Raw genomic sequence first — 23,406 nt, 5'->3', positions numbered from 1 at the left:
GATTTCACCTCCTGAACGCAAATTGAAGATTAGGATTAAAAAATCCCTATGACCGCAGACATAGAGAAGGAATTTTATTCTTCCTCGGCAGGCAGAAGATTAAGGCTTGCGCCACCTGAGTCTTAGGCAGAGTCATATTTAAATCAACTACTAGACTTTACCATATTATCCGGTCCCTGACAAGGGAAAAGAAAAGGAATTTGACTCTGTCCCATAACGGAGTCAGATTCCCAGTCTTTAGTTTCAATTAGTAACTATTTTTCACCACGGTTAGTCTGGACTGGGTGAACATAAAAGCTACGTGATTCCAGCGCCTTAAGCAGCGCATCAACAGTGTCAAGCGCGGTCAGCAACGGTACATTGTAAGAAATTGCGACCTGCCGGATGATAAAGCCGTCCGATGTTTTTTCTAGGTCATGTCCCATCGTGTTGATGACCAAGTCAACCTTGCCATCTTCAATAGCCTGCAAGATGTTGTGGTGGCTGGTCCGATCTTCATGAACTTTTGTGACCATCTCGACATGCAGGCCGTGTCCTTGCAAGAACTTAGCAGTCCCTGCTGTGGCCATGATCCGGTAGCCGATAGTAGCAAAACGCTTAGCTAATGGCAGAATCTTCTGTTTGTCGTTATCTTCAATCGTCAGAAGAACCGTACCGTTGTCCGGAATTTGCATCTTTGCGCCAGCAAAGGCCTTCATCAGTGCTTTCTGGAAAGTCTGGTCAGCTCCCATGACTTCCCCAGTCGACTTCATTTCCGGTCCCAGGTATGAGTCAACGTCAGCTAGTTTATTAAAGCTGAAAACCGGTGCCTTGACATAAACATCAGCCGGCTCTGGCGCCAACCCATTCGGGTAGCCTTGTTCAGCCAGCGATTGACCCAGGATCACCCGGGTGGCAACTTGTGCCATCTCGATCCCAGTAATCTTGCTTAAGAACGGCACCGTTCGACTAGCACGTGGGTTAGCTTCAAGAACGTAAACCTGGCCGTGACTGACGATAAATTGGATGTTCATAATCCCGATGCACTTTAGGGCAATCGCTAACTTGCTGGTTGCTTCCACGATCTGTTGTTTAACGTCGGCGCTCAGTGTCTGCGAAGGATAAACGGCCATTGAGTCCCCAGAGTGGACCCCGGCATGTTCGATATGTTCCATAATGCCTGGCAAGAGGACCTGTTCCCCATCGCAAATAGCGTCAACTTCACATTCCGTCCCGTCAAGGTAGGAGTCAATTAAAATCGGGTGGTCAGTGGCAATATTAGCATTTTCCGCCAAGTATTCCTCTAACTCACTGTCGCTGTAAACAATTTCCATTGCCTTCCCACCAAGAACGTAGGATGGTCGAACCAGAACCGGGTAGCCAATCTGGTGAGCCGCATCGACCACCCCCTGGTGGGTAGTCGCGGTCATCCCAACTGGCTGATGAAGGTGCAGCCGTTTAATCGTTTCATCAAATTCTTCCCGGTCCTCGGCCTTATCAAGGTCTTCTACCGTCGTTCCCAGGATCTTAACGCCGTGAGCGTGAAGACCCGCCGCCAGGTTGATTGCCGTTTGACCGCCAAACTGGACGATGACCCCCAGCGGTTTTTCAATGTCAATAACGTTAAGGACCTCTTCCAACGTCAGCGGTTCAAAGTACAGCTTATCCGAAATAGAGAAGTCCGTTGAAACAGTTTCGGGGTTGGAGTTGATGACGATCGCCTTGTAACCTAGTCGTTGAATTGCCCGAACACTGTGGACGGTTGCGTAGTCAAATTCCACCCCTTGACCAATGCGGATAGGGCCGGAACCAATTACCAGGACGGACTTGTCAGATAGTTGCTGACTTTCGTTTTCCCGGTCGTAGGTACTGTACATATATGGTGTCTTCGATTCAAACTCAGCCGCACAAGTATCAACCATCTTGTAAACCGGCGCCAGTTGGTGCTGCAGTCGGAAGCGCCGCACATCATCGGCGGTCTGTCCCCATAAGTTAGCGATCGTCTGGTCGCTAAAACCGTAACGCTTAGCCTGCTTCAGCACATCCAGGTCGTTGGTCTTAGCAGCAATCTCTTTTTTGAGTTGGACCAGGTGGTCAATAATATCGAGGAAGTATGGCGTGATCTTGGTCAGCTCATGAACTGTCTCCAGAGAATAATTACGGCGGAAGGCTTCCGCAAGATAGAAGAGCCGGTCGTCTTGCGCGTGAACCAGCTTGTCTTCCAGGTCAGTATCCGAAGCAGCGTGCGCCATTGGTGAAAAGAGGTCTTTGACGTCGATTTCCAGTGAGCGAACCGCTTTTTGCAATGCTTCTTCAGCACTGCGGCCAATCGCCATTACTTCACCGGTCGCCTTCATTTGACTGCCCAGCCGACGGTTAGCACGGGTAAACTTGTCAAACGGCCAACGAGGGATCTTGCAAACAACGTAGTCCAGGGCCGGTTCAAATTCTGCATAGGTCGTCCCGGTAACCGGGTTCTTAATTTCATCCAGAGTGAGGCCCACCGCGATCTTTGCCGCCATCTTGGCAATCGGGTAGCCAGTCGCCTTGGAGGCCAGTGCTGAAGAACGGGATACCCTTGGGTTTACTTCAATCACGTCATAGTGGTAGCTTTGCGGATCAAGGGCCAGCTGAACGTTGCAGCCCCCCTCAATCTTTAAGGCACGAATCAATTTCAGGGCGCAGTCGCGGAGCATCTGGTATTCACGGTCAGACAACGTCTGTGATGGTGAGAAGACAATAGAATCACCAGTATGAATGCCAACCGGGTCGAAGTTTTCCATGCAGCAAACCACCATCGCGTTGTCGCTGGCGTCGCGCATCACTTCAAATTCAATTTCCTTGTAACCAGCAATCGACTTTTCGATCAAACACTGGGTCGCTGGCGAGAGGTCGAGTCCGTTTTCAGCAATCCGTGACAGTTCCGCCTTATTCTTGCAGATACCACCACCAGTTCCGCCCATCGTGAAAGCTGGACGAACAATGACGGGGTAGCCGATCTGGTCGGCAAATGCTAGGGCCTCATCCACGGTATTCACTGTTTTGGAAGCTGGTACTGGCTCATCCAGCTTTAGCATCAGTTCCTTAAACTTTTCGCGGTCTTCGGCTTCGTCGATCGAATCAAGCTTGGTTCCCAGCAACTCAATGCCTAATTCGTCGAGAATCCCCGACTTGGAAAGTGACACGGCCAGGTTCAGGCCAATCTGGCCCCCCAGCGTCGGCAGAATCGCATCGGGATATTCCTGACGGAGGATCCGGGATACTGATTCCGTCGTCAGCGGTTCGATATAAACCTTGTCGGCAATTTCAGTATCAGTCATAATTGTTGCCGGATTGGAGTTGACCAGCACTGTTTCATAACCTTCTTCGCGCAGGGCCAAGCATGCCTGCGTCCCTGAATAGTCGAATTCTGCTGCCTGGCCGATAATGATCGGTCCGGAGCCAATCACCATAATTTTGTGAATATCAGTTCTCTTCGGCATCGTGAGCTTCCTTTCTCCGTTGGTCAACCATACTCATAAAATCATCAAAAATTGATACTGCATCGTGTGGCCCTGGTGCAGCATCCGGGTGGAATTGAACCGAGAATGCCGGATATTGACGGTGCTGGAGACCCTCCACGGTATTGTCGTTAATCTCCACCCGCGTCACCATCAATGGTGTCTTTTCAACCGATTGCGGGTCCACCGCGTAACCATGGTTCTGTGAAGTAAAGGCAATTATTCCGGTTGCCAGTTCCCGGACCGGGTGGTTAAAGCCCCGGTGCCCAAACTTCATTTGGTAAGTATCGGCCCCGTTAGCCAGGGCGAAGACTTGGTGCCCCATGCAAATTCCAAATAACGGCAAGTGCTTTTCCACCTCGCGAACCATCGGAAAGGCCACTGACATCTCCTTAGGATCGCCAGGTCCGTTGCTGAGTAAGACCCCGTCTGGTTTCAAGTTCAAAACCTGGGATGCGGGAGTGTCGTACGGTAAAACGATCACGTTGCAATCGCGTTTTGCTAGTTCACGTAAAATACTGTTCTTCAGCCCAAAGTCGATGACCACAATGTTGCGTTTAGTTCCAGGGTTAGGGAATGGTGTCTTGGTAGAAACCTCCTGAATAATGTTGGCCGTTGGGTTAACTTTCTTCAGCTCTGCAACAATTGCCTCAACGTCTTCTGCCTTATCGGTCAGCTGGCCACGGAGCGTTCCGTGAACTCTCAACTGGCGGACAAGTTCCCTGGTATCAATCCCCTTGAGGCCGGGAATATCATTTTGTTCCAAAAAATGCGGCAGGGTATCTTGCATCCGCCAATTACACGGGTGGTTAGCCACCTCGCGACAGATCACGCCCTTGATATGTGGCTGTAAGGATTCATAATCATCTAGCGTCACTCCGTAGTTACCAATTAACGGGTTGGTAAACACGAGGATCTGGTTGGCATAGGACTGATCAGTAATTGCCTCCTGATAACCAGTCATCCCGGTAGTAAAGACGACTTCTCCCGTTGTCGACCGGTTAGCCCCGAAAGATTTCCCCTCAAAGACTGTTCCATCCTCTAAAATCAGGTATCTTTTACTCATTTACGATCCTCCCTTTGGTAAACCACGTGACCGTCAACCATCGTCATCACTGTTGTCCCGTAAACGGTGTCACCAGTAAACGGGGTATTCTTAGCCTTGGATAGGTATTCACTGTTGCTTAAGACGTGCGGCGTCTTCAGATCAAAAATCGCAATGTCGGCTGGTTCACCAGGTGCCAACCGGCCAGCTTCCTCGATCTTAAACACGTCCGCCGGTGCATCAGTCAGCCAGTGCAACAGCTGCTCGAGGCGAAAAATTCCTGACTTCACAAACTCGGTATAGAGCTTATTGAAACAAGTTTCGCTACCAGTAATCCCGTTAGCTGCGTGCAGTAAGTCGTCATGGGGCTTTTCATTGGCAGCGTGTGGTGCGTGGTCAGTGGCGATCATATCAATGGTGCCATCCAAAAGACCACCAATTAATGCCTGACGGTCCTCTTCGTGACGCAGCGGCGGGTTCATCTTATAGTTTGAATCGCAGCCGACAATCTCGTCGTCATTCAGTAGTAAGTGGTGGGGCGCCACTTCACAGGTAACGTTAAGCCCCATCTCCTTGGCAATGCGGACGAGCTCCAGGCTTTCCTTAGTTGACACATGACACATATGGTAGTGACCGCCGGTGGCCTGGCAAAGGATGAGGTCACGAGCCAGCTGAGAAGTCTCGCTTGCGCTGATCTTTCCCGGTACTCCTAGTTGTTTGGCTTTATCACCGGCGTTAATTACCCCGCCAAAGGTCAACGAGTTATCTTCAACGTGAGCGGCGACGATGCTATCCGTAGCAGCGGCTTGCTGAAGGGCCCGATACATCACACCAGCCGTTTGGATTCCGCTCCCGTCATCCGAGAAAGCAAAGGCCCCTGCTTGTCGTTGTGTTGCAAAGTCAACTACTTCTTTGCCTGCCCGGCCAACAGTTACCGGTGAATACTGTTTAACGTGGATAACACCTTCTTGAGCATTACGCTCCAACATTTCATTCATCTTCTCCGGCGTATCAGGTGTAGGATCTACGTTGGCCATGGCTCCAACAGTGGTAAAACCGCCGTGAGCTGCTGCCAGTGACCCGGTATGAATGGTTTCCTTGTAGGTTTGACCCGGTTCGCGGTAGTGAACATGAACATCAACCAGTCCAGGTGTCACTAGTAAGTCGCTCGCATCAATCACTTTACCAGACAGCTGTTCGTCAACCAGGCGGCGCCCCACCGCTGAAATTTGTCCGTCGGTAATCAGCACATCAGCGTGAACCAGTTCGCCCATGACGTCAACTAGACCGCCCTTAATCAAAGTTTGCTGCTGGGTTGTCATTTACTTCAAACCTCCTAGATTGCGCCCGCGCATGACACTCTCCAGCATTGCCATCCGCATGAACACCCCGTTTTGAACCTGGGTCACGTAAGCTGACTTCGGTGATTCTACCAAGTTACCAGCTAACTCGACCCCGTGGTTAATCGGACCCGGATGCATAATAATCGCGTTCTCTTTCATGGCGTCATAGCGTTGCTGGTTGATTCCGTACTTGGCGAAGTATTGCTCCGTGTCAAATGACTTTTCGTTAGGATCACCTGCATGGCGCTCATGCTGCACCCGCAATAAGTTGAGCACGTCAACTTGGCCCACCAGTTCGTCGATTGGCAAAAAGGTTCCATAGGCGTCAAACTGATGGTCATACCAATATGATGGACCAGAGAAGTAAACCTTGGCGCCCAGTTTGTTGAGCATTTCCATGTTGCTGCGGGCCACCCGAGAATAGTGGATATCGCCAACAATTGCGACTTTTAGTCCCGCAAAGTGGCCAAAGTGTTCGTGGATGGTCATCATATCCAACATGCACTGTGACGGGTGCTGACCGTTACCATCACCAGCATTGACAATCCCCATGTCCAGGTGTTGGTAAGGTTGTGGATGGATCAGCGGCTCGTAAAAGCCATTTTGTGAGTGCCGCATTACTGCAAGGTCAACTCCTAACGCATTGAGCATCAGCAGGGTATCATAAAGCGTTTCGCCCTTGCTCATTGAACTGTGAGCGGTATCTACCGGCAGTTCGGTCAAGCCTAGTTTGCGCTCGGCCATCCCAAAACTATTGTGAGTCCGGGTTGAATTTTCAAAGAATAAGTTGGCAACGTAAACCGGCTGAGTCAGTTTTTCTACTGCTCCGCCAGCCTTAAAGTACTCCGCCCGGTTAATCAGCTTCATCGCGTTCTGCGCATCCAGGTCTTTGACGGTCACAAAATTTTTCTTTTCTACCAGTTGCTGTGTTTTCATGAGATCCTCCTCTGGATTACTCCACAAAAAAACGCCTCCACCACCCGTGAAGGAAGTGTCGGCGTTTGGTTGGAGTTCACCTCTGGAACCCACTTTATCCGTCATCACCTTGCTAGCCTCACGGGACTAACGTTAAAGGTTTGTTGAACATAATGTACCCTCTCCGCAGATAATTGTCAAGTTCCCCCAAGCTCTCCCCTTGTTGAATTTCCCACAAAACATCATAATGGAGAAGTTAAGGAGATGAAAATATGGCAGAAATTATTTGGCGTCGTGCCACTGCTGCCGACCTATCGCGGATAGTGGAGATCTATAACCAGGCAGTTATCCACGGAATCGCAACCGATGATGATAAACAACAAACTGTTGCTAGTCGACAAAGATGGTTCAACTCGTTTGACAACCACCATCCGTTATGGGTGATTGAAAAAGGTGGCCAGGTAGTCGGCTGGGTCGGCTTACCAACTTTTTGGCCGCATCCCAACTTTTCTCAGTCAGCCGAGATCTCACTCTACATTGATAACCACTTCCAGCATCAGCACCTCGGGACCACTACTTTGCACTTTATTGACCGTCAGGCACCCCAGCTGGGTATTAAGACGATCGTTGCCTATATTTATGAACGCAACCAGCCCAGCCAGCAGCTGTTCAAGCAAAATGATTACCATTATGCCGGCGAATTAACAAACATTTCTCACATTCGGGGTGAATTTCGCTCACTTGAGACTTACCTGAAAAACTTCTAGCCACAAAAAAGGCCGCTTCACAAAAGAAGCGGTCTTTCATCTGTTTAGAACACTATTAGAATGTGTCCAGATCGATTTCAACGCTCGGGCCGAACGTTGAGGCAATCGAAACATGTTGAATGTAAGTGCCCTTAACTGATGCTGGACGAGCCTTAATGACGATGTCTGCCAGCGTCTTCAGGTTTTCAACCAGCTTGTCAGTGTCGAATGAAGCCTTCCCAAACGGAACAGCAACGTTACCGTCGCGGTCAGTCCGGTAAGTAACTTGACCAGCCTTGGCATCAGAAACAGCCTGAGCAACGTCCATCGTTACCGTCCCAGTCTTTGGGTTTGGCATCAGACCCTTAGGCCCGAGGATGCGGCCCAGACGACCAACAGTTGGCATCATGTCTGGCGTAGCGATTGCCACGTCAAAGTCCAACCAGCCATCTTGAATCTTTTCTGCCAAGTCAGCGTCACCAACAAAGTCAGCGCCAGCTTCCTGAGCAGCCTTAGCCTTTTCACCCTTAGCAAACACGATAACAGTCTGGTCCTTACCAGTCCCGTTTGGCAGCACAACAGCGCCACGAAGCTGTTGGTCAGCCTGCTTAGTGTCCAGGTTCAGCTTAAATGCTACTTCAACAGTTGAGTCAAAGTTAGCAAAATCAATATCCTTAACTAACTGCACTGCATCCTTGACAGCGTAAGCTTTGCTGCTGTCAACCTTCTTCAGTGCATCTTGGTACTTCTTACCACGTTTTTTAGCCATCTGTAGTATTCCTCCTTGCAATTGTGGTCGAACGGAGTTACCTCCCACTTGAGACAGTTACACTTTCGTGAAACCGTCCGGTATCGCTTTAGCCTTCGACTTCGAAGCCCATGCTACGAGCAGTACCTTCAATCATGCGCATCGCTGCTTCAACGTCAGCTGCGTTTAGATCTTGCATCTTAGTTTCGGCGATTTCCTTAACTTGGTCCTTGGTTACCTTGGCAACCTTCTTCGTGTTAGGTTCACCGGAACCGTGTTGAACACCAGCGGCCTTCTTCAACAGAACTGATGCCGGCGGAGTCTTAGTGATGAAGTCGAATGAACGATCCTCATAAACCGTAATAACAACCGGGATCAGCATCCCCTTTTGATCAGCAGTCCGGGCGTTGAATTCCTTCGTAAAGCCCATGATGTTGATACCAGCTTGCCCTAAAGCAGGACCAACTGGCGGTGCAGGAGTAGCTGCACCAGCAGGGATTTGCAACTTGACAATGTTTGCAACTTTCTTTGCCACGAGACATAACCTCCTTAGTCTGTGATGTGGTCATGATGGGGTCTTGAAATTTACCCCTCCCACAGTATGTCAAACACATACTTTAGTAGACTATCACATTTTTACTTAAAGAGCAATCATCTTCACTGGAAAAGAAAACCGGTGGGGAACCCACCGGCACTCATAATTCAGGCTCTACACTAAATCCTGTTGATGGATTGCCAACGTGGTAATCTGTTAACGGGATTTTTTCGTACAAAAAGGGAGCCATCACTGACTCCCTTCAGGAAAAATCTACGACCAAATAGCTTCTATCGAAAGGATGATTCAGGATGACTCCTAATAATGATTCTATCTGTTTTGCACTAGNATCTGTTAATGGGATTTTTTCGTACAAAAAGGGAGCCATCACTGACTCCCTTCAGGAAAAATCTACGACCAAATAGCTTCTATCGAAAGGATGATTCAGGATGACTCCTAATAATGATTCTATCTGTTTTGCACTAGGAATGAAAGACTCCAATCTTATTTTGATGGATTATTTCTATGCCTTTATTAATTTGGCTAAGGGTACTCGCAAAAAGCTTCAACCTGATATTCGTAAATGTCGGATCTACGAATTTAAGCTTCGCAATCAGCTAATCACTTGCCCCAACTGTCATCACCGCCGCCTAGTAAAGTTTGGGTATTCTACGGTACAAACTATTTTTACCACCGATGACGCCAGTCATCCGGTGTTTCTACGAATCCATAAGCAACGCCTACGTTGTAAAGATTGTCGACGAACTTTTATGGCTCAATCGAATGTAGTCCGTAAATACTGTCACATCGCTAATAAGGTTAGGGCTAAGGCGATCATGAGTTTTCAAGATGATCGCACCCTGGAAAGTATTGCCCGTGACAATACGGTTTCATCAAGTACGGTCCTGCGTTATTTAGACGCAAGTCGCTCCATCGCTCCATTACACCAACACCAGTTGCCTACTAATCTCGCGATGGACGAGTTCCGGGGTGTTCATCGTCAACTGCACTTTATCTGTATTGACAACGATCACCATCGTATTCAAACGATCCTGCCGGATCGCTTTAAGCGGACAATTGAGAACTATTTTCTAAGCTTCACTCCTGCGGAAAGATCCCGGGTAAAAACCATTTCAATGGACTTAAACAGTTACTACCAAGACATCGCTCGTCGCTTGTTCCCCCGCGCCGAAATTATTATCGATCGTTTCCATATTATTGCCATGATGACTCGTGCTTTCAATCAGTATCGGGCCCAAGCCATGAAACAATTTCCGAAAGCCAGTCGCCAGTACCGACTGTTAAAGTTTAGCTGGCAACTCTATCTCAAATCTGCGACGAATCTTTCTTACGAGCATGAATATTATGATCGTCACCTTCGTCAGAAGGTGACCAGTGGCGAGCGCGTGGATTTAGGTTTGGCTATTAATGATCGCTTACGAGCCGACTACCAGTTTCTCCAAAATGTTATGCAAAATCTTAAGCAACGTAATCTCGATCAACTGACCGAAAGTCTCTATCCGGGCACCGAGCTTAGTCCGCAGATGACCGCTGTTTTACACACCCTCAGACATAATCTCATGTACGTCCTTAACGCCTCACGATTTGACTACAGTAACGGGACCATTGAGGGGATCAATCGGATGATTAAACAAATTCAACGCACTGCTTTTGGTTTCAGAAATTACAATCACTTGGTCTATCGCATTCATTTCCGCCAAATGGCACAAAAAAAGAATCAAGCCGCTTAGGCCTGATTCTTACCTGTCAACAGGATTTGACAAAGAGCCATAATTCACTAGTTATTTGATAGGTTGTCCAACCAGTCCTTCACCTGACTCGTCAACCGTCCCCACAAACCATCAAAGCGGGAATCTTGCTTTAACTGCTGAACGTCCTGCTTAGCCTGACTAGGGTTTTGGGAAATATTACGCGCCGTATCAGTAATCACTTGAACCTTTTCTTGACCTGACTGGCTCAGTTGGTTTTTCAAGTCGTTATTTTGCTGTTCCAAGTTGCTGAGGCGGTCTCTCAGATTCTGCTGATTGTGATCCTTTTCGTACTGGGCCACCGCACCCGTTAGTGCTGCTAACTGTTTAGCCAGCTTTGCATTCTCACTGCTCAGGTGCTTGATACTACTCGAGTTTTGCTTAAGCTGGCTCGAATTTTGCTTCAGTTGACTCGATTGAGACTCGTTCGTTCGTTGCTGAGCGACATTGCGCTGGTGGCTGCGAACGCCAAAGAAGACTGCCAGCAAGATGATGATAATAACAACGACCGCGATAAGGCCCTTGTGTCCCTTTTTCTTCTTTTGGTTGTTCTTCATTGTCTGCTCCCCACTAGTCTGACTGCCGCTTCTCATTGGCGCAACATCAGCTTCAATGCTTTTGGTGACCGTGTTCCCATGTTGGTCCACCGCCGTGAGGACTACCTGGTAGGTCCCCTTTTGCCGAAAGTTAACCTGTGTCCGGTTAACAGAAATACTCTCCGTAATGTCCTTACCATTTTCGTCAGTAGCATATACTCCCAGACGTTGAATAATTTCTACGTCGGTGAGGTCGCGATCTAGCGGCCAGTCCAGAATATTACGCTGAGTACTAATGTTTGGTTTCATAACTGCACCTCCATCAAAGTCACGTTCAGGTTACCCTTTTCGTACTAAAAAAGCAATGACCTTAAAAAAGATTTATTATATCTAAGAAAAGCGGGCTTTAAAGCCCGCTTTGTCAGCTTAGTCACTTACACTGTCAATCTGATTAAAGCCCAATTCAGTAGAAGTCGAGCGGCCAAACATGTCGATGTCAACCCGTAATTTCATCTTTTCGTGGTCCACTTCAGTGACTTTCCCAGTTAAGTCAGCAAATGGTCCGGCAATGATCTTCACCTCATCACCAACGTTAACATCAATATCGGTTTGTGGAACGTCTTCACCCATCCGTTTCATAATCCGGTCAACTTCTTCTGGCAGCAGTGGTGTTGGCTTAGACCCACCACCGTGTGAACCCAGAAAGCCGGTGACACCAGGAGTGTTCCGCGCAATGTACCATGCCTGATCCGTCATAATCATTTGAACCATCACGTAACCAGGGAACGTCTTTTCAACAGTTTCCTTCGCTTCGCCGTCCTTGACGGAGCGAACCGTTTCTTCCGGAACGACTACGTCAAAAATGTAGTCCTGCATGTTCATCGACTGAACACGAGACAAGAGATTGCTTTTGACACGGTTTTCATAACCAGAGTACGTGTGTAGCACGTACCAACGCTTTTCATTTGTTTCCACTATTTTCTCCTCGTTATTTTCGTAAACTTTACCAAAATAAAAAACTTCGCATCACACGAAGTTTCGACCTGCCATGATTATAGCAGATAACGGCGTTCACTGCCACCGCTACTTGACAAATAGTAACATACCGCTCTTAATGATCCAGTCGACCAGCGCAAAAAAGAGAATGAAAAAGATCGTTAAGGAAATGACGATCGATGTGTCTCTCCGGTTTTCCTTTGCTGTTGGCCAAACAACTAGGTGCATTTCATGAAAAACACTCTTGATAAACTTCAAGTTTCCTACCTCGCTTCACGGTGGATCGTATACTCTCCACAATGCTTGCAAAACTTTCGTAGCGTCAGACGCTGCGTCTCATTCGAACTGGTGGTTGTGACATAGTTATGAGCGCCGCACTTAGTACATTCCAGCGCTACTTTTCTTTTACTCATCATCCCACCTCCACACGAGAAATAGCTTATCACGTTTAGCCGGTCTTTTTCAACTATCCCCCTCATTCAGCGAGGTCGCGCGCCTTTTTACGGGCACGAGCCAGCGCGGCAGTTGCTTGGTTGGGCTGGCATTCTACTTTCACCGCAATTTCATTAATTGCGTAGCCGTGAATCCATAAAATGAAAACTTCGGCTTCCAGTTGAGAACAACTGGCCAGTAATTGGTGGAAACGTTCGCGTACCATTACTACTTTTCCTGGCTCACCGTAAGTTCCCCGTTCGTATAGGTACTGCTCTTCCGCTTCACTAATACTACTAGTAATTTCTGATGGTATCCGCTTGCTTGCTGACTGACTACGGTATAAATCACGAGCCCGGTTAATCAAGGCGCGCTTGTAAAACCAGCAGAAGCGAACCATCGTGTCAGCATGGTACTGGCTAACAACCCGCATCATGGTGATCCATGCTTCCTGCCGCCAGTCGTCATAGTCGTACGTGCAAATTTTATTGTTATGCCACTGTTTTTTTACCAGTGGTTCGTAACGCTCAAACAACTCCTTAATGCATTGGCGGTCACCAAACTTAGCACCGCTAATCAACGTCAACTCATCCTGATTTTCTTCGATGAAAGATCTCAAATTCATAATAAAAGACCAATCCTCTCCAATAAAAATTATTCATGGCTTGACTGGTCATCCAAAGAAATCCGTGAAAGGGTTTCATCACAACATCTCTTCATCAAAGACACTATTAAAGGTTCTCCGCATTGTAATCAAAGCAATGTGACCGCCTTCATGACAGTTATTAAAATAACAGATCATTGGTCTAGTTACAAGCTAAATTTTGTCATTGGGCCAAGTTGAATTGACTAAAAACTAACAAAAACACGGCCCTATTGAAACGGAGCCGTGTTAAATATTTTTCTTAATCCAAAGGGTGACGACTACTGAATCCCTGATAAATTAATAGACTGGCAGCCACACTCGCATTTAAGCTTTGAACGTGTCCGACCATCGGAATCGTCAGCATTTCATCACAGGTCTTCTTCATTAATGGGGAGATTCCCTTGCCTTCATTGCCAATAACTACAGCCGAGGCTCCCTTAGCATCCCAACGCCGGTAGTCCGTGCCCTTCATATCGGTACCGAACAGCCAGACGCCGCGCTCTTTAAGTTCTTCAGCAGCCTGCACTAAGTTATTAACCCTGGCTACCGGAACGTGTTCCAACGCGCCGGCAGCTGTTTTAGCGACAACTGAAGTCAAACCAACTGACCGCCGCTTCGGAATGATCACCCCGTGAACGCCGGCCGCATCCGCTGTTCGTAAGATTGACCCCAAATTGTGCGGGTCCGCCAGTTGGTCCAGAATGACGAAAAACGGTGACTCATCACGCTGTGCTGCCCGTTCAAACAAGTCATCAATGGTCGCATACTGGTAAGCGGCCACCGCTAGAACCACTCCCTGGTGGTTTTCGTGGTTGACCAGCCGGTCGAGCTTCGCTTTCGGCACATTAGTAACTACTAGGTGACGCTTCTTTGCCAGCTTAATAATTTCGCCAATCGCCCCGGCCCGCAGACCGGACTGTAAGAAGACTTTATTGATCTCCTGGTCAGTTGACTTTAATGCGGCGATCGCTGGATGACGACCAATAATAAAGTCATCTGTCCCTTCTTGCTTATTCTTCATGTTCAGTCCGCCCCGCTTCCACTTGATCAATACACCACTGCGCTAACTCATCAATCCGCGCCGCCTGTCCCGCTAACTTAAGGTAGCCAAACAAGGCTTCAAAGCCCGTCGAAATACGGTACGTCAAAACAGAGGTATGTTTAGCGTGAGTGTGGCTATTAGCATTGCGGCCACGCTTAAAATAGCGCCATTCTTCAGCCGACAGTATTTCATCTTGTTCCATCAGTTCAACAAGTGCTGCCTGGGCCTTAGCCGACACAAAGTGGGTAGCCCGCCGCTGCAGCTTAGTCGGTTTGGTCATCCCCTCGTGTAACAGGTGTTGACGGATGTAGACTTCGTAAACTGCGTCACCGAGGTAGGCAAGCGCAATTCCGTTAACTTGTTGGTAATCCTTTGCTTCTGGCATCTTATTCCTTCCTAAACCGCGTTCCTTGCGGTGTATCTTCCAGGATAATTCCCTTGGCCTTTAGTTCATCCCGGATTTCATCACTCCGCTGAAAGTCCTTTGCGGCCCGCGCGTTGTTCCGTTCTTCAATCAGGACCTTGATCTGGTCATCATCGATCGTCTCTTCGGTTGGCGAGCTTAGCTCAATTCCAAATACCGTCATCAATCGCTGAATTTCAGTTGTTAATTCAATCAATGCCGCTTTTTTCACGGTATTGTGCTCAGCATAAACGTTGGCAAATTTAACCAGTTCGTAGACCACAGCAATCCCGTTTTGAACGTTAAAGTCGTCATCCATCGCCGCAACAAACTGCTTTTCGAAGGATTTAACCTGCTGGTTAACCTGGACATCAGAACCAGAAACCGCGTCCTTTTGCCGGTAGGCCAAGTTGCGAATGGCTGTCTTAATGTGCTTCAGGTTATTCGCTGCATCCTGTAATGCCGTCCGGGAGAATTGGATTGGCCGCCGGTACTGGGTCGTAGACATACTGAAACGCAAAACTTGCGGATCAATCTTTTTCACCATGTCGTGAACGGTGACGAAGTTGTGGAGCGATTTACTCATTTTTTCGTTATCTTCACCAATCGTCACAAAGCCGTTGTGCATCCAGTAACGAACAAATTGCTGCCCCGTTGCGGCTTCACTCTGAGCAATTTCGTTTTCGTGGTGCGGAAATTCCAGGTCCTGCCCGCCCCCATGAATGTCAATTGTCTTTCCCAGGTACTTGGTGCTCATCACTGAACACTCAATGTGCCAACCTGGTCGGCCCTTTCCCCATGGCGAATTCCAGCTAATTTCACCAGGCTTGGCTGCCTTCCACAAGGCAAAATCCAGCGGATCTTCCTTTTTGGCCATCTCATCGGTAGTAACGTGATCACTGGCCCCCGCTTCTAAGTCATCCAGCGACTGGCCTGACAGTTCGCCATAATCGGCAAAGCGACGAGCACGGTAATAAACATCCCCGTCTGCCTCGTAGGCGTACCCCTTAGCTACCAAGGTCTTCACAAAGGCAATAATCTCAGCGATGTTGTCTGTAGCCCGCGGGTGCATAGTTGCTGGCTCGATGTTGAGGGCCTTCGTGTCTTCCATAAAAGCCGCAATAAAACGTTTAGCGAGTTCAGGGACGGTAATTCCCTCCGCCTTAGCTTCCCGGATCATCTTATCATCCACGTCCGTGAAGTTAGACACGTACTTCACATGGTAGCCTTTAAATTCCAGGTAACGCCGGACCGTATCAAAGGCGACAGCGCTTCGCCCGTTACCAATATGAATGTAGTTGTAGACCGTTGGACCACAAACGTACATGCTGACCTGACCGGGAACAAGCGGCTTAAACTCTTCTTTTTGACGGGTCAGCGTGTTATAAATCTTCAGCATTTGCGGTGCTCCTTTTCTTTGCTAGTAAGCTCATTTTAACACAACCAGTTATCTAGGCCGGTGACGGTTTAATGGCGCTGGTCAGCCACCGCTTGAATACCCGCTTGGCGACCAAAGACCAGCGTTTCAGCAATTGAATTGCCGCCCAGGCGGTTATTGCCGTGAAGACCGCCGACAACTTCCCCAGCAGCGTAAAGTCCGCCAATTGCCTGACCATTTTCGTTCAAGACCCGTGTTTGCGGGTCAGTGTGCAAGCCACCCATGGTGTAGTGAATGGCGGGAGCGACATGGATAGCGTAAAATGGCGCCTTCACTACTTGGTGACGCCCCGTTGTCCGCTGATACTCATCTGGTAAGTTTTTACCAACCGTTTGGTTCCACTCCTGAACTGTTTGAGTCAGCTGGGTTTCATCAGCGCCAATTTGCTGTGCCAAATTCTGAAGACCATCCGCCTGCTTTACAAGGCCAACCGAGCAGTAGAAGTCTACGGCCTTCACCCGCTGCCGGACTGCTTGGTCGAAAATCAGCCAGGCACTCTTGGTTAGCAAAGCGAAGATTGCTTCGCTTACTACCCGCCTCGTTGACATTTCGTTCACAAAGCGGCGTCCTTGCTGATTGACCAGGATCGCTCCTTCGCCACGCACTGCTTCACCAATCAAATAAGTGTGGGCCTGATCCTGTTGCACCGTCGGGTGGACCTGGATAAAGGACAAATCACGAACTGCTGCTCCTACCCGTTCTGCTAACCGTAAACCATCACCAGTTGCTCCAGCCTGGTTGGTAGTCTTTAAACCACTTAAATCAGGCCGCATCCAACTAATCAGGCGGGCATTGGCACCAAAGCCGCCGGTCGCTAATACCACCGCTTGAGCCTTGATCGATTGTTTTTGTCCGTGACGTTCCACTTCCACACCAGCAACCCGCCCTTCCGCGACGATTAATTTGCTAACGCGCGTACCAGTTAGCAACGGTACTTGCCGTTTTTTCAACTGGTCGGCTAAACCGCGGACCAGGTAGTTGCCGATGGGTGCCGTTGACTGGGGACGGTGGGTTCGTGGGCAGCTCATTCCCCCAGTAATAGTCAAATCCGTCAGTGGCAACTGTCGCTTGGCCAGCCACTCAACCGCTAGCGGCGCATGTTCGACGAAAAAGCGCAACATTTCAGGATCATTTAAGCGGCCACCGCCCTGAAAGGTCTCCTGATAAAAGGAAGTCATAGAATCCACGATGCCGTGCTGCAACTGAACATCAGACTCCGCCGCGTTCATCCCGGATGAGGCGCGGTTAGTGTTGCCGCCGATCTTGGGTTCTTTTTCGATAACCATTACACTGGCCCCTAATTCGCTGGCCTGCAGGGCCGCCGTCATCCCAGCGCCACCAGCACCAATTACCAGTACATCATACTGTTCTCCCTGATTCATTGTCCGCTCCTTTTCATCGTTAACCGTTATTTGATATCGTCATTTTATCATCAATCCAGTCGAAAAGTGCGCTTGCGACCAAAATTGCCCCTGCTGGCGAATAATGAAGCTGGTCACCGAAATCAGCTGACGGTCTCAAACGACCATTAGCACCCACCAGCGGTTCAACGTTGACCACAAATGGTCGTTTAACTAACTGTTGGTTAATATGGAAGCGCACTTCATCGAGGTGTCTGCTAACAGCCGCTTGACTGGCCGGCAAGTGAAGATCAAATGGCGGGATGGTGGTCATCACCAACCGACTTCCCTGTTGAGCTACCAACCGTGATAAATTATCAACGCCGTTTACCAGCTGTTGGCTCGTCGGCAAGTAGGCATCATGACTCCAGAAAGGCAAGACCAAGTCGTTGCTGCCAGTAAGGGCGACGGTAACATCCGCCATCCACCGTGGTTTCGCCAAACGGTGCAAGAGGCTCTGCCCAAAAGTTGCAAAGAGGGGTTCGTCTAACGGGGCATCGTTTAATAACCGACTACCGGATACAGCCGTATTAATGAGGACAACTGGCCGTCCGCTGCGTTTGTGAAGTTGGCTAACGAGGTTGGTCGCTACCATCCCCATTTCCGCGAGCGAATCTCCCGTCAGCTTAACTTTTAGTGGCAAATCATTACTAAAAACCTGCACTCCCTCCAGACAAAACCACCCCTTACGAGCAGCGTAACCAGTCGGCAGTAGCGGAAGGAGTTGGGCCGTCCTGCCATAAGTGCCGTTGACCATTCGGGGATCGTAAGTATTCGCAAAGTCTGCGTAAGTTTGCGCTCGCCTGGCCACCATCTGCACGTAAATGGGCTGGCCCGCTGTAGCACTATACGCGATTGAATCGGTGACCAAGACCTGGCCCGCGGGCACGACGATGGTCGAATGGCGGGCAGTAGTTACCACTTGCCCGTTAGTCATTTGCGGGTTATCAGCTACCAGTACCTGGTTGAATACCAAGTTGTTATCCCCATAGCGGTTAGCTAAGCTCAACCGAATTGATGAGCCGCTAATCCCTACCGTCAGCTTAACGAGCTGGCTCAACTGGGGAAGCTTAAATGGCAGGGATGAAAAATTGTCACAAGTCGATACCGCTGCCCATTGCCAGTTCTTCATATTTAACACCTTCAAAAAAGGCCGCGCTTTCACGCGACCCGTTGTTTATTTTTATTGTTGCTGAGAGAGCAAGCTAATAACTTGCTCGTCGGGAATTCCTAAAAAGTACCGTTGCAAGTCGAATTGCCGCAGGGCGTTGCTAATGGCTGCAGGTTCATAATCAAGCCCTACCAATGCCTGAGCAACCTCGTTAACGTCACCAGTGCCAAAAAAGTCACCATACAAGTGAGCCGCAACAATCTTACCGGCTTCTACTTGATAACGCGCATCGATTGTTCCGGCATCAAAGTGTTGCCGCTTTTTCACAGTAAATTCTGGCGACTTACCATAAACCCAGTCCCAGTTAGCATAACGTTGTTTGACCAACTGTTGAATAGCCGCTTTATCCTTATCCGTCAGTTGATACTCATTAACCCGGGCTTCCTCCAGCGTTGGCACCTGCCAAATACGCTTAATTAGTTCATCACGAAACTCGGCCGTCGTGAGATGCTGAAACTCTGGAGCAAGGTACTGGCGAATATTGGTAACCCGGGAACGAACTGATTTAATTCCCTTCGATGAAATCTTATCCTTAGCCACGTGAAGGGCGCCAGCAACCGCGTCAGTGTTGACGTCGTACATTAAGGTGCCGTGGGAAAAAGTTTTGCCTTGTCGTGAATACATCGCATTACCGGAAAACTTCCGCCCATCAATTACGATGTCGTTGCGACCAGTAACCGTCGCCGCCGTCGCGCCCATTTGGTTAAGCGCTGCTACCACCGGCTGAACAAGCTTTTTAAAGTCGCCAAAGCGCTGGTCCTTAGCCGGCACGACGAAACTGAAGCAGAGGTTGCCAAGGTCCTGGTACATTGCTCCGCCACCCGATAAGCGTCGGGTAACAGTAATATGGTGTTTCTCGCAGTACTGTTGGTTAATCTCCTCGAGAGTATTCTGGTTGCGTCCGACAATAATGCAGGGCTTTTCAATGTAGAACAGCATAAACGGGACCGGCATTTCATCGCTGTTCATTAGGTATTCTTCAGTGGCCAAATTGACCCGAATATCGTTCGACTTCATTGCAAGGTATTTCATCTTTTCTCCCCTTTATTTCTCGGCAGTTAGATGTTTGTTGGCATTCCTAAGCCGACATCAGCACAGTCCATCAAGGCCTCTGAGAGGCTTGGGTGAGGATGGATAGTTAACGCTACGTCTTCCACGGTGCAACCACATTCAATTGCTAACGTCATTTCACTAATGAGGTCAGCAGCATCCGGGCCGACAATTTGTGCACCAACAAGCTGCTTGTTTTCGTCGTCCTGGTAAACCATCCGGACAAAACCAGTAGCCTGGTTCATCGAAACCGCGCGGCCGTTGGCCATAAACGGGAACTGGGCAGTTTTAACTGTCATCCCCTGGTCAGTTGCTTGTTTGGCGGTTAAGCCGGTCGTCGCAATTGGTGTATTCACATAACAGACAGCCGGCATGGCATGGTAGTCTACGACTGACTTCATCCCCGCGATCGCTTCGGCAGCAACTTTTCCTTCATAAGAAGCCTTATGAGCCAGTGCCGCGCCCGGAACGATATCGCCAATTGCAAAGATATTAGCCTGGTTAGTCCTTCCCTGGGCATCAACCTTAATCAAGCCGTGGTCATCGACTTCAATCCCAGCTTGCTCCAGTCCCATGTCCTTCGTATTAGGCTTCCGGCCAACGGCAACCACTACGTAATCGGCGTTAATGCGGTGTTCTTGGTCATCCTTAGTATAAACTACTTCAACGTGATCACCAGCATCAGTCGAATTCTTGGCCATTGCACCAGTAACAATGTCAACATTATGGTCCGCAAAGTCTTTCTGGACCACCTTGACCAAATCAGACTCGTAGTTCGACATGATTTCTGGCATTCCTTCCAGAATCGTTATGTGGGAACCGTAGTTTGCATAGGCACCGGCCAGTTCACAACCGATGTACCCACCACCGATAATAACCAGCTCATTGGGGACAGTAGTCAAATCCAGGGTACCAGTGGAATCCAGCACCCGGCCACCAAACTGAAAGTGCGGTATTTCTACCGGATGACTACCGGTGGCAAGAATAAGGTGTTTAAAGGTGTAAGTTTGGGCCTTCTCATCCTTGATCACCCGTAAACTATGGTCGTCTTTTAAAAAGGCGTTGCCCCAGATGACGTCAATGTGATGTTTCTTGAACAGATAACCCACCCCACTAGTCATCTGGCGAACTACTTTGTTTTTAAACTCGTGGGCCTTCGCCATGTCAAAGCGGACGTCTTTTCCTTCAATCCCCATCGCAGCAGAATTAAGTGCCGTTTGGTAGTTATGACCGACCTGAATCAACGCCTTGGACGGGATACAGCCAACATTCAAGCAGACCCCACCGAGAAATTCTCGTTCAATCACGGTTACCTTCTGCCCGAGTTCAGCAGCGTGGATGGCAGCCACATAACCGCCGGGGCCTGCCCCGATCACCACGGTGTCTAAGTCAATTGCGAAATCACCAACAACCATCAACCATCACTCCTCACTAGGCTTCCATCAGTAACAATTCGGGATCGGCCAGTAACTCTTTCAGGCGGTTCATCGCCCGTTGAGCAGTCCCGCCATCGATAATTCGGTGGTCAACCGTCAACGATAGTTTGAGCACCTTAGCAACTGTCACGCGGCCATCCTTAGCTACCGGTTCGTCGGCAATCCGCCCCATTCCAAGAATGGCAACTTCCGGCCAGTTAATCAGCGGTGTAAAGAAACCACCACCGATTGAGCCAATGTTACTGATAGTCATCCCGGTATGGGCCATTTGGTCGTGACTCAGCTTACCATCCTTAGCAACCTGGGTGTTGTCCATAATCTCCCCGGCAATTTCAAAGAGGCTCTTCGTGTCAGCATGCTTGACATTTGGGACGTAAAGTCCGTGGTCGGTATCGGTGGCAATCCCCACGTTGACGTAGTCGCGGTAATGAATCTCGTGATTTGCCATGTCGACTTTGGCATTGAAAACCGGATATTCTTTCATGATGGCCGCCAATGCTTTCACCAGGTAGGCCATAAAGGTCAGGTGAACGCCGTGTTTCTTTGCCAACTGCTTATACTTCTTGCGGTGGTCCCACAGTTTATCAACGTCAACCTGATCGAAGATATTGATCATTGGAATCTCCGCGACGGACTTAATCATTGCCTTGGCAGTCGCCTTGCGAACTGGCGACATCTTCTCGGCATGCTCTGGCCAACCATCACCAGCTGCCGGAGCTGGCGTCGCCGTTGCGGTTGGCTTGGCTGGAGCTGTATCAACCACCCCGTCCTTGGCGAGGAAGTTGTCCACGTCAGCCTTCAGGATTTGCCCATGATGGCCGCTACCAGTAATTTGTGATAAGTCAACACTGTGGTCACGCGCGTACTTGCGGACTGCCGGCATCGCTAACACTGGTAACTGGTGGTCCTGTGTGGCTGGTGTCGAAGTTGCTGGCTGGTCATTTGTCGTCGAATGGTCACTTGTCAATGGGGTCTGGGATGGCGTTTCTTCCTGTTTCGCTTCAGGGGCAGCGCCTGCCTCAGCATTGCCCTGCCCATCAGCGACAGCCAGCTCAACCAGTACTTGACCGACTTCAGCCGTTTCGCCTTCTTTAACCAGAATTTTCGTTACTTTCCCGTCAACTGGCGATGGAATTTCTTCAACAGACTTATCGTTTTCAATCTGTACCAGGTCGCCATCTTCTTTTACCTGGTCGCCTACCTTAACGTGCCATTCACCAACCGTTCCCTCAGCGATTCCTTCGCCGATGTCTGGTAATTTAAATTGATATGTTTCACTCATAAGTACACCCCGCCTTTAAAACTGAACAGTTGCTTTAACCTGGTCGATAATGTCCTGCTTATTTGGCAGCCAGGATTTTTCTGCCTGAGCAAATGGGTATGGCGTATCAGGCGCAGCTACCCGGGCAACCGGCGCATCAAGTGAGAGGATCCCCTTTTCCGCAATTAATGCAGCAACACTGGCCGACACACCTGCCTGTTTCTGCGCCTCCTGGACCAGGACTGCCCGCCCAGTCTTGCGGACTGATTGTAGGATAGTATCTTCATCTAGCGGTGCCAGGGTTCGTAAGTCGAGCACTTCGGCATCAATTCCCTCCTTAGCCAACTGGTCAGCAGCCTGCAGAGACTCGCGAACCATGTAGCCGTAGGTAATGATTGTCACGTCCTTACCTTCACGCTTAATTGCCGCCTTGTCGAGCGGAAGGGTATAGGCATCGTCCGGAACTTCTTCCTTGAAGGAACGGTAAGCCTTCATGTGTTCCAAGAAGACGATTGGGTCATCAGAGCGAATGGAAGAGATTAACAGTCCCTTGGCATCATACGGGCCACTTGGGCAAACTACTCGCAACCCTGGCACTTGCGCTACCAGTCCTTCAAAGCTGTCAGAGTGCAATTCTGGGGTGTTGACACCACCACCGAACGCCGAACGAATCGTTACCGGCATCTTGCGGCTGCCACCCATCCGGAAGCGTTCGCGCGCCAATTGACCAGCGATTTCATCAAAGGCTTCAAAGACGAAGCCAAAGAACTGTAATTCTGGCACTGGGCGAAACCCTTGGAGTGCCAATCCGTTTGCCAGTCCAATAATCCCTGATTCGGCCAACGGTGTATCAAACACTTGGTCTTGACCATGTTTTTCTTGGAGCTTGTCCGTTGCCCGGAAAACCCCACCGTTTTTACCAACATCTTCACCAAAAACCAGCACTTTTGGATCGCGACTGAGTTCTTCATCTAAGGCGGCAGTAATCGCCTTTACCATTGTCATCCTGGCCATT

General features: G+C 49.2%; 22 protein-coding genes and 1 other annotated feature. Of the genes, 2 read left to right on the top strand and 20 right to left on the bottom strand.

Translation table 11 applies throughout. The features are described from left to right. Positions 1–28: 28 nt before the first annotated feature. Positions 29–145 (bottom strand) — a sequence feature (ribosomal protein L10 leader region). 109 nt (positions 146–254) lie between these two features. Genes carB through C1710_RS05530 form a run of 4 tightly spaced genes read right to left on the bottom strand, consistent with a single transcriptional unit; the run spans position 255 to position 6,803 of the window. Then, the gene (gene carB / locus C1710_RS05545) at positions 255–3,461 is read right to left on the bottom strand and encodes a carbamoyl-phosphate synthase large subunit (protein WP_102280918.1); all 3,207 of its coding nucleotides are present in this window, start codon (positions 3,459–3,461) and stop codon (positions 255–257) included. Further along, positions 3,445–4,545, bottom strand: a complete 1,101-nt coding sequence (locus C1710_RS05540) for a carbamoyl phosphate synthase small subunit (RefSeq protein ID WP_102280916.1) — start codon at positions 4,543–4,545, stop codon at positions 3,445–3,447. The genes carB and C1710_RS05540 overlap by 17 nt, the downstream gene beginning before the upstream one ends. Continuing rightward, positions 4,542–5,846: a dihydroorotase gene (locus C1710_RS05535; RefSeq protein WP_102280913.1), complete on the bottom strand. Its 1,305-nt coding sequence runs from the start codon at positions 5,844–5,846 to the stop codon at positions 4,542–4,544. The genes C1710_RS05540 and C1710_RS05535 overlap by 4 nt, the downstream gene beginning before the upstream one ends. Further along, positions 5,847–6,803 (bottom strand): aspartate carbamoyltransferase catalytic subunit, encoded by a 957-nt coding sequence (locus C1710_RS05530; protein ID WP_102280910.1) that lies wholly within the window; start codon positions 6,801–6,803, stop codon positions 5,847–5,849. A 251-nt stretch (positions 6,804–7,054) separates the two neighbouring features. Between C1710_RS05530 and C1710_RS05525 the strand changes: the two genes are divergently transcribed. Continuing rightward, positions 7,055–7,549: a GNAT family N-acetyltransferase gene (locus C1710_RS05525; protein WP_102280907.1), complete on the top strand. Its 495-nt coding sequence runs from the start codon at positions 7,055–7,057 to the stop codon at positions 7,547–7,549. 55 nt (positions 7,550–7,604) lie between these two features. Here the strand turns inward: C1710_RS05525 and rplA are convergent, their stop codons facing one another. Together rplA and rplK are read right to left on the bottom strand one after the other, a co-directional pair. After that, positions 7,605–8,297 (bottom strand): 50S ribosomal protein L1, encoded by a 693-nt coding sequence (gene rplA, locus C1710_RS05520; protein WP_102280904.1) that lies wholly within the window; start codon positions 8,295–8,297, stop codon positions 7,605–7,607. 88 nt (positions 8,298–8,385) lie between these two features. Further along, on the bottom strand, positions 8,386–8,811 hold the full coding sequence (gene rplK, locus C1710_RS05515) for a 50S ribosomal protein L11 (protein ID WP_102280902.1): 426 nt from the start codon (positions 8,809–8,811) through the stop codon (positions 8,386–8,388). A 449-nt stretch (positions 8,812–9,260) separates the two neighbouring features. On the opposite strand from rplK, the gene C1710_RS05510 reads away from it, so the two are divergent. Then, on the top strand, positions 9,261–10,562 hold the full coding sequence (locus C1710_RS05510; RefSeq protein WP_102280900.1) for an ISL3 family transposase: 1,302 nt from the start codon (positions 9,261–9,263) through the stop codon (positions 10,560–10,562). Positions 10,563–10,609: 47 nt separating this feature from the next. Here the strand turns inward: C1710_RS05510 and C1710_RS05505 are convergent, their stop codons facing one another. The 14 genes from C1710_RS05505 to C1710_RS05440 all read right to left on the bottom strand — a co-directional run bounded on the left by C1710_RS05505 (position 10,610) and on the right by C1710_RS05440 (position 23,405). Beyond that, complete coding sequence (locus C1710_RS05505; protein ID WP_102280897.1) at positions 10,610–11,425, bottom strand: immunoglobulin-like domain-containing protein; 816 nt, start codon at positions 11,423–11,425, stop codon at positions 10,610–10,612. A 117-nt stretch (positions 11,426–11,542) separates the two neighbouring features. Next, a complete protein-coding gene (gene nusG / locus C1710_RS05500) occupies positions 11,543–12,091 on the bottom strand; it encodes a transcription termination/antitermination protein NusG (protein ID WP_102280895.1) in 549 nt (182 codons plus the stop codon). 108 nt (positions 12,092–12,199) lie between these two features. Continuing rightward, positions 12,200–12,370, bottom strand: coding sequence for a preprotein translocase subunit SecE (gene secE / locus C1710_RS05495; protein WP_102280893.1), 171 nt, complete (start codon positions 12,368–12,370; stop codon positions 12,200–12,202). 5 nt (positions 12,371–12,375) lie between these two features. Then, positions 12,376–12,525, bottom strand: a complete 150-nt coding sequence (gene rpmG, locus C1710_RS05490) for a 50S ribosomal protein L33 (RefSeq protein WP_102281770.1) — start codon at positions 12,523–12,525, stop codon at positions 12,376–12,378. Positions 12,526–12,587: 62 nt separating this feature from the next. Beyond that, positions 12,588–13,169 carry an RNA polymerase sigma factor gene (locus C1710_RS05485; protein WP_102280891.1) on the bottom strand — a complete coding sequence of 194 codons (582 nt, stop codon included), beginning with the start codon at positions 13,167–13,169 and terminating at the stop codon, positions 12,588–12,590. 280 nt (positions 13,170–13,449) lie between these two features. Then, positions 13,450–14,211, bottom strand: a complete 762-nt coding sequence (gene rlmB / locus C1710_RS05480) for a 23S rRNA (guanosine(2251)-2'-O)-methyltransferase RlmB (RefSeq protein WP_102280889.1) — start codon at positions 14,209–14,211, stop codon at positions 13,450–13,452. Next, positions 14,201–14,617 (bottom strand): Mini-ribonuclease 3, encoded by a 417-nt coding sequence (locus C1710_RS05475; RefSeq protein WP_102280887.1) that lies wholly within the window; start codon positions 14,615–14,617, stop codon positions 14,201–14,203. Before C1710_RS05475 ends, rlmB begins: the two co-directional genes overlap by 11 nt. 1 nt (position 14,618) lies before the next feature. After that, entirely contained in the window at positions 14,619–16,034 is a 1,416-nt protein-coding gene (cysS, locus tag C1710_RS05470) for a cysteine--tRNA ligase (protein ID WP_102280884.1), read from the bottom strand. A 68-nt stretch (positions 16,035–16,102) separates the two neighbouring features. Continuing rightward, entirely contained in the window at positions 16,103–17,455 is a 1,353-nt protein-coding gene (locus C1710_RS05465; RefSeq protein ID WP_102280881.1) for a flavocytochrome c, read from the bottom strand. A gap of 19 nt (positions 17,456–17,474) precedes the next feature. Beyond that, positions 17,475–18,605 (bottom strand): SGNH/GDSL hydrolase family protein, encoded by a 1,131-nt coding sequence (locus C1710_RS05460; RefSeq protein ID WP_102280879.1) that lies wholly within the window; start codon positions 18,603–18,605, stop codon positions 17,475–17,477. A gap of 51 nt (positions 18,606–18,656) precedes the next feature. Further along, on the bottom strand, positions 18,657–19,676 hold the full coding sequence (locus C1710_RS05455; RefSeq protein ID WP_102280877.1) for a lipoate--protein ligase: 1,020 nt from the start codon (positions 19,674–19,676) through the stop codon (positions 18,657–18,659). A gap of 26 nt (positions 19,677–19,702) precedes the next feature. After that, positions 19,703–21,109 carry a dihydrolipoyl dehydrogenase gene (gene lpdA / locus C1710_RS05450; protein WP_102280875.1) on the bottom strand — a complete coding sequence of 469 codons (1,407 nt, stop codon included), beginning with the start codon at positions 21,107–21,109 and terminating at the stop codon, positions 19,703–19,705. Between the two features lie 16 nt (positions 21,110–21,125). Further along, positions 21,126–22,412 carry a dihydrolipoamide acetyltransferase family protein gene (locus C1710_RS05445; protein ID WP_102280873.1) on the bottom strand — a complete coding sequence of 429 codons (1,287 nt, stop codon included), beginning with the start codon at positions 22,410–22,412 and terminating at the stop codon, positions 21,126–21,128. A gap of 15 nt (positions 22,413–22,427) precedes the next feature. Beyond that, entirely contained in the window at positions 22,428–23,405 is a 978-nt protein-coding gene (locus C1710_RS05440; RefSeq protein ID WP_102280870.1) for an alpha-ketoacid dehydrogenase subunit beta, read from the bottom strand. Between the last annotated feature and the right edge of the window lies 1 nt (position 23,406).

Origin of the sequence: [Lactobacillus] timonensis (genome assembly GCF_900240275.1) — a bacterium.
Lineage (GTDB): Bacteria > Bacillota > Bacilli > Lactobacillales > Lactobacillaceae > Limosilactobacillus > Limosilactobacillus timonensis.
This window is presented reverse-complemented; position numbering and strand designations above follow the sequence as displayed.